Source organism: Lactococcus cremoris subsp. cremoris NBRC 100676, from assembly GCF_001591705.1.
Classification (GTDB): domain Bacteria; phylum Bacillota; class Bacilli; order Lactobacillales; family Streptococcaceae; genus Lactococcus; species Lactococcus cremoris.
This window is the reverse complement of the sequence record NZ_BCVK01000066.1, coordinates 1-12,739: the sequence shown is the minus strand read 5'-3', so window position 1 is coordinate 12,739 and position 12,739 is coordinate 1. Positions and strand designations below refer to the sequence as shown.

8 protein-coding genes and 1 pseudogene are annotated in these 12,739 nt (G+C 36.5%); 8 read left to right on the top strand and 1 reads right to left on the bottom strand.

Annotated features, from left to right (window positions below; all coding sequences use genetic code 11):
• The 3 genes from LLA01S_RS10570 to yoaB form a co-directional block, all read left to right on the top strand.
• On the top strand, positions 1-431 hold a 431-nt coding region (locus LLA01S_RS10570), incomplete at its 5' end, for a hypothetical protein (RefSeq protein WP_021211118.1).
• A 222-nt stretch (positions 432-653) separates the two neighbouring features.
• Positions 654-1,376: an epoxyqueuosine reductase QueH gene (locus LLA01S_RS10565; protein ID WP_014572748.1), complete on the top strand. Its 723-nt coding sequence runs from the start codon at positions 654-656 to the stop codon at positions 1,374-1,376.
• Positions 1,377-1,633: 257 nt separating this feature from the next.
• Entirely contained in the window at positions 1,634-4,267 is a 2,634-nt protein-coding gene (gene yoaB, locus LLA01S_RS10560) for a cation-translocating P-type ATPase (protein ID WP_061778290.1), read from the top strand.
• Between the two features lie 42 nt (positions 4,268-4,309).
• Here yoaB and LLA01S_RS10555 read toward each other — a convergent pair.
• A pseudogene (locus LLA01S_RS10555) lies at positions 4,310-4,938 on the bottom strand (glycoside hydrolase family 73 protein).
• A gap of 227 nt (positions 4,939-5,165) precedes the next feature.
• On the opposite strand from LLA01S_RS10555, the gene LLA01S_RS10550 reads away from it, so the two are divergent.
• From LLA01S_RS10550 to LLA01S_RS10530, 5 genes are all read left to right on the top strand, one after another.
• Entirely contained in the window at positions 5,166-5,639 is a 474-nt protein-coding gene (locus tag LLA01S_RS10550) for a glutathione peroxidase (protein ID WP_011676368.1), read from the top strand.
• Positions 5,640-5,988: 349 nt separating this feature from the next.
• The gene (gene carB, locus LLA01S_RS10545) at positions 5,989-9,183 is read left to right on the top strand and encodes a carbamoyl-phosphate synthase large subunit (RefSeq protein ID WP_014572744.1); all 3,195 of its coding nucleotides are present in this window, start codon (positions 5,989-5,991) and stop codon (positions 9,181-9,183) included.
• A gap of 283 nt (positions 9,184-9,466) precedes the next feature.
• On the top strand, positions 9,467-9,964 hold the full coding sequence (locus tag LLA01S_RS10540; protein ID WP_232034991.1) for a hypothetical protein: 498 nt from the start codon (positions 9,467-9,469) through the stop codon (positions 9,962-9,964).
• Positions 9,965-10,039: 75 nt separating this feature from the next.
• Positions 10,040-11,950 carry an RTX toxin gene (locus tag LLA01S_RS10535; protein ID WP_162267156.1) on the top strand — a complete coding sequence of 637 codons (1,911 nt, stop codon included), beginning with the start codon at positions 10,040-10,042 and terminating at the stop codon, positions 11,948-11,950.
• 167 nt (positions 11,951-12,117) lie between these two features.
• Positions 12,118-12,739: WxL protein peptidoglycan domain-containing protein (locus LLA01S_RS10530; protein ID WP_061778287.1), on the top strand; the 622-nt coding region annotated here is incomplete at its 3' end.

Here is a 12,739-nt window from a genome sequence, read left to right as displayed (position 1 = left end):
CAATGACTTGGAAAGAAGATATAATAGTAGCTATTGTTTTATTTCTATTATCATTTTTAATTGGTTGGTTGCAATCTTCGAAAGTTGAATTTAAAGATGAAGGAAAAAAAGATAAGTATGAACGTCCAATTATCTTAATGAAAAAGAATTGGACTTATATTATTGGCTGGATTATTTTATTTTTAGTAATTATTGGTGCACATTTCTACGCCAATTCGCATTTAGAGTTGGAAGAGATTGTAACAGAATTTTGGAAAGAAATGGTCAAAGAAATTTTAATATTTGCTAGATTCAATGCTAAGAATGGTTGGGAAACGTGGCTAATAACAGGAATTTCCAGTTTAACTTTTACTTGTTTTATAAAAAGTAAAAACAAAAAATTAGTCGAAACTTTAGCCAGAAGAAGACAAAATAGTTCTTTTAATAAGTAGATTTTTTGTGATTAACAAAAGTTATCAACAAATGGTATTGAAAGCTCACTTGAAAATAGATAGAATTATCTTATCCAATATCTCTTAGATTTATCAATTTTCCAAGATTTTGATATAAAGGATATAATAACCGATAAATGATCTCTGTTATAAGAGGTCATTTTTTAATTGAAAATATGATATAATAATGGTCAGAAATAGAGAGATGTAAGGATAATAATGATGGAAAATAGTTTAAATATCATTGAGAAAATGAATCCTAATCAAAAAATAAATTATGATCGTGTTTTTCAAAGAGTTCGTGAAAGTTGGGAACGAGAATCAGTTCGCCCCCAAATTTTACTTCACTCTTGTTGCGCCCCTTGTAGTACTTATTCTTTAGAATATCTCACTCAATCGGCTGATGTTACAATTTATTTTGCCAATTCAAACATTCATCCTTCAACGGAATATACAAGAAGAAAGATGGTACAAGAACAGTTTGTAACAGATTTTAATGAGCGAACAGGAAATAACGTTCAATTCATCGCGGCTGAATATGAACCAAATGTCTTTTTACAAATGGTGCGTCAAAAACATTTAGAAAATGAACCCGAGGGTGGGAAACGTTGTAGCTCTTGCTTTGAAATGCGTTTGGATATTGTTGCTGAAAAAGCTTTGGAACTTGGTTTTGATTATTTTGGTAGTGCTTTAACGCTATCGCCCAAAAAAGACAGTCAATTGATTAATGAAATTGGGCTTGATATTCAAAAAATTTATGATGTGAATTATCTTCCGAGTGATTTTAAGAAGAATAATGGCTATAAGCGTTCCATTGAGATGTGTAAAGAATACGATGTTTATCGTCAATGTTACTGTGGTTGTATCTTTGCGGCCAAAGCCCAAGGAATTGATTTAAAAGAACAAAATCGAGAAGCGATTAAATTTATTAGAAGTCAGTCTTGAGCAGAAAAATTGTAGTTAAAAAATAAGAAAACTGCTTGACAAAATAGTCCTTTTTTAATAAAATGAGGGTAACTTAAATATTCCAAAGGGGAGTAGCGTCGGTAAGACCGAAACAAAGTCGTCAATTCGTGAGATTCTCACCGGCTTTGTTGACATACTATGTATGTTTAGCAAGACCTTTGCCAGTTTTGATATCTGGCAGAGGTCTTTTTTGTAAGACCTCTCATGATATCAGTTAGAAATAAAGGAGAATCATTATGCAGCGTTACAATCAGTCCGTCAATGAAGTTTTGGAGGAGACTAAAAGTCAACTTGAAGGTTTGAAACCCAAAGAAGTTGAACTTCGTCAAGCCGAGAATGGTTTCAACGAATTAAAAGAGAAGAAAAAAACTTCAACTTGGGAACTTTTTATTGATACATTGAAAGACCCGATGGTGATTATTTTACTTTTAGTCGCTTTTGTCCAACTTTTCTTAGGCGAATTCGTTGAATCATTGGTTATCTTCATTGTTTTGATGATTAATTCAGTGGTGGCTGTTGTTCAAACGAAAAGGGCAGAGAGTTCTTTAGATGCTTTGAGACAGATGTCGGTACCATCAGCCAAAGTTTTACGTAATGGGGAAAAAACATCAATTCCTGCGCGTGAGCTTGTCGTTGGAGATATTGTTTCATTGGAAGCTGGTGATTTCATTCCAGCGGATGGCCGTTTAATTGACGTTCAAAACTTACGCGTTGAAGAAGGAATGCTGACAGGTGAGTCTGAGCCAGTTGAAAAATTTTCAGATCTTATTGAGGGAGAAGCAGCACTTGGTGACCGTAAGAATATGGTCTTCAGTTCAAGTCTTGTTGTTTATGGACGAGCAGATTTTGTCGTGACAGCCATTGCTGAGCAAACGGAAATTGGTAAGATTGCTCAAATGTTGGAAACTGCTGAGGCCAAACAAACACCTCTCCAACAAAAACTGGAAAAGTTTGGGAAACAATTGGGCTGGGCAATTTTGGCGCTTTGTGCTTTGATTTTTGCCGTGCAAATTCTTCGCCTCTTTACGACAAATCAAACGGCTGATATGCAAAAAGCTATTCTTGATTCGTTCATGTTTGCAGTTGCAGTTGCGGTAGCAGCAATTCCTGAAGCTCTTTCATCAGTTGTTACGATTGTTCTGTCAGTTGGAACAAATAAAATGGCGAAACAACATGCGATTATGCGTAATTTGCCTGCCGTAGAAACTTTAGGTTCAACTTCAATCATTTGTACTGACAAAACGGGAACTTTGACTCAAAACAAAATGACAGTTGTTGATTCTTACTTACCAACCGAAAGTAGCAAAGAACTGACAGACTTGTCACAAGTAGACCAAAAGCTCTTACTTAATGCAATGGTACTCTGTAATGATTCATCATTTTCACAAGAAGGACAAGCATTGGGTGACCCTACCGAAGTGGCTTTGATTGCTTATAGTGATAAAATTGGTCATCCCTATCAAGAATTAAGAGAAAAATCACCGCGTTTGGCTGAGTTTCCCTTTGACTCAGAACGTAAATTAATGAGTACAATCAATGATTTTGAAGGTCAGAAAACGATTTTTGTTAAAGGTGGCCCAGATGTACTTTTTAATCGCTGCAACCAAGTTTTCTTAGATGGAAAAGTACAAGAGTTTACTCCAGAATTAAAAGAAAAATTCCAAGCTCAAAATGAAGCATTTAGTCAAAAAGCACTTCGTGTCTTGGCTTACGCTTACAAACCTGCCAGTGATGATAAGAAAGAGCTCACACTTACTGACGAAAATGATTTGATTCTTATTGGTTTGTCAGCAATGATTGACCCACCTCGTGAAGCTGTTTATGATTCAATTGCCGAAGCCAAAAAAGCCGGCATTAAAACAATTATGATTACGGGTGACCATAAAACGACGGCGCAAGCCATTGCTAAAGATATTGGTTTGATGAATGAAGGGGACATGGCTCTTACGGGTCAAGAACTGGATGCGCTGACTGAAGATGAACTTCGTGACAATTTGCAAAAGATTTCTGTTTATGCGCGTGTTTCGCCTGAAAATAAAATCCGAATTGTCCGCGCTTGGCAAAATGAACATCAAGTGACTGCCATGACAGGTGATGGGGTCAATGATGCTCCAGCCCTTAAACAAGCTAATATTGGGATTGCCATGGGTTCAGGAACGGATGTAGCAAAAGATGCGTCAAGTATGATTTTGACTGATGATAATTTCGTATCAATTGTTTCTGCTGTATCAATTGGTCGTGTGGTTTATGATAATATCAAAAAATCAATTAGTTATCTTTTCTCTGGAAACTTAGGAGCGATTATTGCGATTGTTTTTGCTTTAATTGTGGGTTGGGTTAATCCATTTACTGCTTTGCAACTATTGTTTATTAACCTAGTCAATGACTCTGTTCCAGCCATTGCCTTAGGAATGGAAAAAGCAGAACCAGATGTTATGGAAAAAGCTCCTCGCCAATTAAATGAAGGAATCTTTGCCAATGGTTTGATGAGGATTATTTTGATTCGTGGTTCATTGATTGGGATTGCGGCTATTATCTCTCAATATGTTGGACAAAAAACTTCACCTGAAATGGGTGTGGCTATGGCCTTTACAACTTTGATTTTGGCTCGGACTTTGCAAACTTTTGCTGCACGTTCAAATTCACAAAATATTTTCAAACTTGGTTTTACAACGAATAAATATGTTTTGATGGCTGTAACTTTCTGTCTTGCTTTGTACAGTTTGACCACACTACCATTCCTTAGAGAAATCTTTTCAATTCCAGCAAGTTTTGGTTGGTCTGAATGGGCTGTAGCTGCGGGTCTTGCCGTAATCGCTGTGATTTGTATGGAAATTCTTAAATCAATTAAAGGCATCTTTGAAAAATAATTAAATTTTAGAAAAAATCACTGACAAATCTGTCAGTGATTTTTAAATGGTTGAACTTTTATCATATTGATTCAAATGATAAGTTTCAATCATATTGATAAGTTTATCAGCATATGTGGGGTCAGTCGCATAGCCAGAGCTTTGGACCGCCTTAGCAGCAGTTTTGTAGTCTGTTGCGCTAAGAACAGAAGCGTATTGTTTAGCGTTCCAAGTTGTGCTATAGAGGAAAAGTTGTGTATGAGCCGAAACGGAATCAGCAAAGTTAGGATAAACGCGAAAAACACCTTGGATGGTAATCCATTGACCGTTCTCGTACTCTTGAGTCTCAAGTGAGACTTTAGGAACATCGCCTGAGGCTTTCACACCAAATAGATTATGATATTTACTAGCGAGTTCACTTTTACCAAAGTTAGATTCAAGGCAGGCTTGAGCAATGGTAATAGAAGCTAGAACTTGACTTTCTTTTTGTGATTTTGAGCCAAGGGGGCAATTTCTTTGATGAATTTATGTTCACGGATTTCTTCAAGTTGGGCTTCGGAGGGCTTTTCTACTTGATTATTAAAATTTCTATTATAAGCAAATATTCCTAAAATGATTAGGAAAATAAAAATGAGCTGTTTTAACAAAGATTGACGTCGATTTGGTTTTCTTCGTCGAGTTTTATATTTCATAAAAATAGTTTAACATAAAAATCAAGTTCTTGGCTTAAAAATCAATATTTGATATACTAAAACTAGTTAAGAAAAGTAGATGATGAGTTTTGGAATTCTTGTCAGTAAAATAGTTACTGACAGCAATCAATTTTTATGCTGAGCCATCTGTCAGTAAAACTAAATCTATAAATTATTTCTGATGGAATAACTTATATAAGCAAAATTTACCAGGAGGTAAACAAATAATGAATTTTTATGATTTTAGTGCCGTTAAAATGAACGGTGAAACTGTTTCAATGTCTGACTACAAAGGAAAAGTCGTAATCGTAGTCAATACAGCCAGTAAATGTGGTTTTACTCCACAATTTGAGGGACTTGAAAAATTGTATGAAACATATAAGGACCAAGGATTAGAGATTCTAGGATTTCCTTGTAATCAGTTTGCTAATCAAGATGCTGGTGAAAATACGGAAATTAATGAATTCTGTCAGTTGAATTATGGCGTTACATTCACCATGTTTCAAAAAATTAAAGTAAATGGAAAAGAAGCTCATCCACTTTATCAATTTTTGAAAAAGGAAGCCAAAGGGGCGCTTAGTGGAACTATTAAATGGAATTTCACAAAGTTTTTAATTGACCAAGATGGACAAGTCATTGAACGATTTGCGCCCAAAACAGAGCCTGAAGAAATGGAAGAAGAAATCAAAAAATTACTTTAAAAGTCATAAATGCTCTGAGACTTGTAAAAGGTCAATTATTTTGCTAAACTAATAAACAATAAAACTTTTAATCTAGTCCAGAGAGGCTAGCAAGGTTGTGAACAGGAAATATTATCCTTAAAAGTTACTGACAAAAGAGCGGTGTAGCTTGATCCATAAGTACCAAAGCGGACAGGGCTAGTTCTGTCAGTAAACTGTCAGGGCATATTAGGACACATCTGCTAGGTTTCTGGCAGATGTTTTTGCTTTATTTTTAACTTTTTATGATTGAAAATAAAGGGCGCAAGGAGCGAAGCGGCTTGTAAGTAATTACAACGAAGTTATGCTTTACTACAAAGGAGAAAAACAAATGCCAAAACGTAATGATATCAAAAAAATCATGATTATCGGTTCAGGTCCAATCATTATCGGTCAAGCCGCTGAATTTGATTACGCTGGAACGCAAGCCTGTCTTGCTCTTAAAGAAGAAGGCTATGAAGTAGTTTTGGTCAATTCAAATCCAGCAACAATTATGACTGACCGAGAAATTGCTGACACGGTCTATATTGAACCTATAACTTTAGAGTTTGTCAGTAAAATTTTACGTAAAGAACGTCCTGACGCACTCTTACCAACACTTGGCGGGCAAACAGGACTCAACATGGCAATGGAATTATCAAAAACAGGAATTCTTGAGGAGCTTAATGTTGAACTTTTAGGAACAAAATTAAGTGCCATTGACCAAGCAGAAGACCGTGAACTTTTCAAAGAGCTCTGTGAATCAATCAATGAGCCTCTTTGTGCCAGCGATATTGCAACCACAGTTGAAGAAGCAATTAACATTGCTGACAAAATTGGCTATCCAATCATTGTTCGCCCAGCATTTACTATGGGAGGAACAGGAGGCGGAATTTGTGACACAGAAGAAGAACTCCGTGAAATTGTAGCAAATGGTTTGAAACTTTCACCTGTGACACAATGTTTGATTGAAGAATCAATCGCAGGTTATAAAGAAATCGAATATGAAGTTATGCGTGATTCTGCTGACAATGCTATCGTTGTCTGCAACATGGAAAACTTTGATCCAGTAGGTGTCCACACGGGCGATTCTATCGTTTTTGCCCCAAGTCAAACCCTGTCTGACAATGAATATCAAATGCTCCGTGATGCTTCGCTCAATATCATTCATGCTCTTAAAATTGAAGGTGGCTGTAATGTTCAATTGGCCCTTGATCCGAACAGCTATGAATACCGCGTCATTGAAGTCAATCCACGGGTCAGCCGTTCATCAGCTTTGGCTTCAAAAGCAACTGGCTATCCGATTGCCAAAATGTCAGCTAAAATTGCAATCGGAATGACTCTGGACGAAATCATCAATCCAGTAACCAACAAAACTTATGCCATGTTTGAACCAGCCCTTGACTATGTTGTGGCAAAAATCGCCCGTTTCCCATTTGATAAGTTTGAAAATGGTGACCGCCATTTAGGAACACAAATGAAGGCAACAGGTGAAGTTATGGCAATTGGACGCAACATCGAAGAAAGTCTTCTAAAAGCTGTTCGTTCGCTTGAAATTGGTGTTTTCCATAATGAAATGACTGAAGCGATTGAAGCTGATGACGAAAAACTCTATGAAAAAATGGTTAAAACACAAGATGACCGACTTTTCTATGTATCAGAAGCGATTCGTCGCGGAATTCCAATCGAAGAAATTGCTGATTTGACAAAAATCGATATTTTCTTCCTTGATAAGCTCCTTCATATCGTTGAAATTGAAAATCAATTAAAGGTAAATATTTTTGAGCCAGAACTTCTAAAAACAGCCAAGAAAAATGGATTTTCTGACAGAGAAATTGCCAAGTTATGGAATGTGACGCCAGAAGAAGTTAGACGTCGTAGACAAGAAAACAAGATTATTCCTGTTTATAAAATGGTCGATACTTGTGCAGCCGAGTTTGAAAGTTCAACCCCTTATTTCTATTCAACTTATGAATGGGAAAATGAATCTAAACGCTCAGATAAAGAAAAAATAATCGTTCTAGGGTCAGGTCCTATCCGTATCGGACAAGGGGTTGAGTTCGACTACGCAACGGTACATTGTGTGAAAGCTATCCAAGCATTGGGTAAAGAAGCCATTGTCATCAATTCGAATCCCGAAACAGTTTCAACAGACTTCTCTATTTCTGATAAACTCTACTTTGAGCCATTGACTTTTGAAGATGTTATGAATGTCATTGACCTTGAAGAACCGCTAGGTGTCATTGTTCAGTTTGGTGGACAAACGGCCATCAATTTGGCAGAGCCATTATCAAAAGCAGGAGTCAAAATCTTAGGAACTCAAGTCGAAGATTTAGACCGAGCTGAAGACCGTGATTTATTTGAGAAAGCACTGCAAGATTTAGATATTCCACAACCACCAGGGGCGACAGCAACAAATGAAGAAGAAGCGGTCGCTAATGCCAACAAAATTGGTTATCCAGTCCTTATTCGTCCCTCATTTGTTTTGGGTGGTCGGGCCATGGAAATTATTAATAATGAAAAAGATTTGCGTGATTATATGAATCGTGCGGTTAAAGCTTCACCAGAACATCCAGTTTTAGTTGACAGCTATTTGCAAGGTCAAGAATGTGAAGTTGATGCCATCTGTGATGGAAAAGAAGTTCTTCTTCCAGGAATTATGGAACATATTGAGCGTGCTGGAGTCCACTCGGGCGATTCGATGGCAGTTTACCCACCACAAAATCTCTCTCAAGCTATCATTGATACAATCGTTGATTATACCAAACGCCTTGCGATTGGATTAAATTGCATAGGAATGATGAATATTCAGTTCGTTATCTATGAAGAACAAGTATATGTGATTGAAGTTAATCCTCGCGCTTCACGTACTGTTCCCTTTTTATCAAAAGTTACCAATATCCCAATGGCACAATTGGCAACCCAAATGATTTTAGGTGAAAACTTGAAAGACTTAGGTTATGAAGCAGGACTTGCCCCTACACCTGATATGGTTCACGTTAAAGCACCCGTCTTTAGTTTCACAAAATTGGCAAAAGTAGATAGCCTACTTGGTCCAGAAATGAAATCAACCGGTGAAGCAATGGGTTCAGATGTGACACTTGAAAAAGCGCTCTATAAATCATTTGAAGCAGCAAAACTTCATATGGCTGATTATGGTTCAGTTTTGTTCACAGTCGCTGATGAGGATAAAGAAGAAACCTTAGCGTTTGCTAAAGATTTTGCCGAAATTGGTTATTCATTAGTTGCTACCGCAGGAACAGCAGCCTTTCTTAAAGAAAACGGACTTTATGTGCGCGAAGTGGAAAAACTTGCTGGTGGAGAAGATGAGGAAGGAACGCTTGTTGAAGATATTCGTCAGGGACGAGTTCAAGCCGTTGTCAATACCATGGGTAATACGCGAGCTTCATTAACAACAGCCACTGATGGTTTCCGCATTCGACAAGAAGCAATCAGCCGAGGAATTCCTCTCTTTACTTCGCTAGATACAGTTGCAGCAATTCTTAAGGTGATGCAAAGTCGTAGTTTTACAACAAAAAATATATAAAAAAATAAACAGTCCCAAATGGGGCTTTTTTTTATTTTTGAATAAAAGTTAATAAGTATTTGAAGGGAGTGTATTATTATTCGTACAAAGGAGGCGTAAGAAAGCGTTTTATTAGACTTAAGTTAGGAAATAGGTTATAAATGATATATAGACTACAGAGTAATTTATAAACGACAACATATTGAAAGAGGGTAGGTGAATGACTGACATAAATAAAGCAAAAATATTCATATTTAGTTTAATTTTTATTAGTATCCCCTTTCTAATTTTTGTTGAGAACCCTGTGTCATCAGATACAGCAATTGACAGCCAAAATTCTACAGCAAATGGCTATATAAATGTTACCGCTCCAACAACAAATATTTGGAGTTTGACTGCTCCAAACTTTAATTTTGGGACCCAAACATCAAGTGCATCAGTAATTAATAGCAATGCAACAGGAGATGGACCAATTAGAATTGTTAATTTGTCTGGAAGCTCAACAAGTTTTTCTCTTCAACAATCGATTTCTGACTTTACCTTAGTTTCTAGCTCTATCGTTTTGCCAACCACAGCTTTCTATATTTCGGTAGCAAACAGTACTGATGAAAAACTTATCGGAAGCTCTAATATTAATATTTTTAAACAAAATGGTGTTGTTCTAAGAAGTGGGACAGGAGCTAATGGAGCATTAACTAGTGGTGCTGTGACGGCGCAACTTACAGTAGATGGAACAAATAAAGTAATTGTCACAGGTTCATACCAAGCAACGATTATCTCGACACTCGTGACAGGTCCATAGAAGGGGGAAACAGTGAAATAAAAAAAAGAAATTATTTTTCTCATAAGTTTAGGATTTCTAATTATTCTATTTGGTTTGACTCCCAAAACTAAGGCTGCTGTTCTTACAGGAACAATTGATAGCACAGGTGCAGTAACTGGAGTAACTGGAGCAACTTACTATAATACGAATAGCTGGCAAGATATGATTGATACCTATAAGTCAGTCACTCCCAATACGGCATCAAAAGCTACAGTATTCTTCAATGTGACAGCAAATGTTCCGGGAAATAGTGTTTTGAACTCTGGGAATGCCGTTTCTAGTGGTAAATCTTTATCAATCAACGGAAATAATTATACTCTTTATCTTGATAATGATACTACTTATACGACAGCTCAAAGTATCGGTGGGAGTGATGGGACAGCGAGAGCATTCGGGTCTAACGGAACAGTTTCAGCGGATACTACACTGACAGTTAAGAATGCAACAATTGTCAACAATATTACGAGTGGGATTTTTCAAATGAAAGGGAACAATGCCAAGGCGACCGCTGTTTATGAAAATGTGACTGTAAGCAATGGGGACGGAATATATGGGGCACAACCAATTAGAAATGATAATGGAAAAGTTGTTTTTCGAGGGACGAACACCTTCAATATTCTGCAAAACCATAATATGAATGACATCAGTTCAGCTGGTGCAGATAATCAAGGGGAGTGGATTCAAGTGGCAGCCTATACGGAAGTAGAAACTGGAACAACTACCTTGAATGAGAGTTGGGGCAACGATCAACCTTTCTATGTCTATTACTCAAATAGTGGGTCGACATTGCAAGTCGATGCTGGAGCAGCAATGGTTTGGAATTTAAATAAGACATATACGATGTATTATGATGATGGTGCTCTTTTAGTAGTTGGAGCCTTGAACTGGAATATCAATGGGAGCTTTGTCATTAACGGAACGGTTAATACTTCATCTACCTATGCTGGAGGTTGGTTTATGGCCTTAAATACACTAAATAGTTGGAACTTAAATGTTGGGCAAAATGCAACTTTTAAGGCGACGACAGGTGGAGTCATTAGTTTGGATGCATTTTTGACTGGGGCAGTAAAATGGAATTTTGCGCAGGGTTCAAGTGTTCTATTTAATAACTTAAATCCAAACCAAAATGTGGTTTCACTTGCTCCAGGATTAGGAAGTGGAATAACAATGACAGACCCTAAAGTTGTAAGTTTTAATACGGCAGGTGGTTCCGTTTTTTCTACAACCGTCTTAACTTTTCCCGTTACTATATCAGGAAGTGGATTGCGAACCCATTCATCATCAACAGGTTATACTTTTGATTCAACTTATGATTTGATAACACCCAATAAAGGAACAATTACTCCTACGAGTTCAGATATTTGGTATCGGATGAATACAGGAACTCTAACAACTTTTAACCCTACTTTACAGGTGATAAATTTAAGTCCTAATAATTATGGAAGTGATGCGCCAAACATTGCAGCGGGTAAATATATTTCATGGTATCAACCTTTAGGATTTCAATTAAATGCTGCAGTATCTAATATGAATCGGATATTTAATATTTCTTTAGATCCATCAGCAACAAAAGGAACTCCCATAGACGGTTCTTGGTCTTCACTAATAAATGGGACGAGTGCTGAAAGTCTAGTTGTTGGAGATGACCGAGCACAGAACCCTAATATACATATTCTTGTCAAAATGACACAAAATAATTTTCCGAATGGTCTACAGTATTATTGGGTTGACCCAACGACTAAAGCGCAGACACAATTAAATCTTAATTCGTCTTTGCAGATTGCAAGTATAACCATTGATAGCAAATTACCTTCTTGGATTAAAATGACAGGGGCTGGTATGTGGTACACAATGACTTTTCCTACGGATACTGGATTAAATATTAAGGCCAATAATAGCTTACTCAGTCAAACAAATTCAAATGCGGGAACTTTCCAATATACCGTTGCTAATGGACCGTCTTAAAAAGGAGGAAAATTAATAAAATTAATAAAATACTTTTCCTATCTCTAATAAGTTTATTTTTAGTTAGTCTATTTGAAACTGTTCATGTAGAAAGTTCAACAGGTGATTTTAGTATAGAAGCGGTACTTGAAGGACACCAAAAAGATGAAAACATTTCTTATTGGTGGTTGAAAGTAAAAAAAGGTGAGTCAATCAAACTAAATTTAATAATCAACAATGGAAATGAAGAGAATAATTTTGAAATAGCAGCAAATCAGGCGGTTAATAACAATAATTTTACGCTAGATTATAGTTTATCTGATGAGAAAGTAAAGCAATACCTAGTAGAGAAAGAACCAACTTTCAACTTTTATAAAGATATCTTTTTTGAAAAAGAAGCAAAAGCAGGTCCCTTAAAACTCATTCTAGCTCCTAATGAAGTTAGAGAGATTGCGATTGCTTTTAAAGTTCCGAAAGCAGGCATCAGAGGGCAGGCTATTGGAGGAATTAATGTAACCAAAATACCCAAAGAATCTGATCGTCAACAAGGGATTTTAAATGTTTATAGTAACGTTGTCGCTCTTCTTATGGAGGATATAAATTACTCCAATAAAAAAGAAAAAAATTTAGAATTTGACTTGGGAAAATCAAATGAAACTGAGCAAATAATAGAAGTTAAAAACCCTAATTCATCACTTCTAAGACAGGTAAGCCTAGAAGCAAGAATCACAGATAACAACGGAAAAATTATTTCCGAATTTCAAAGCTCGCAGACAGCAGTTGTTCCAAATGCTTCAGTTAGTCTTAAAC

Excerpts from the sequence above, each read along its gene's own strand:
- carB (WP_014572744.1), top strand. The coding sequence starts at position 5,989 with ATGCCAAAACGTAATGATATCAAAAAAATCATGATTATCGGTTCAGGT.
- yoaB (WP_061778290.1), top strand. The coding sequence starts at position 1,634 with ATGCAGCGTTACAATCAGTCCGTCAATGAAGTTTTGGAGGAGACTAAA.
- LLA01S_RS10565 (WP_014572748.1), top strand. The coding sequence starts at position 654 with ATGGAAAATAGTTTAAATATCATTGAGAAAATGAATCCTAATCAAAAA.
- LLA01S_RS10550 (WP_011676368.1), top strand. The coding sequence starts at position 5,166 with ATGAATTTTTATGATTTTAGTGCCGTTAAAATGAACGGTGAAACTGTT.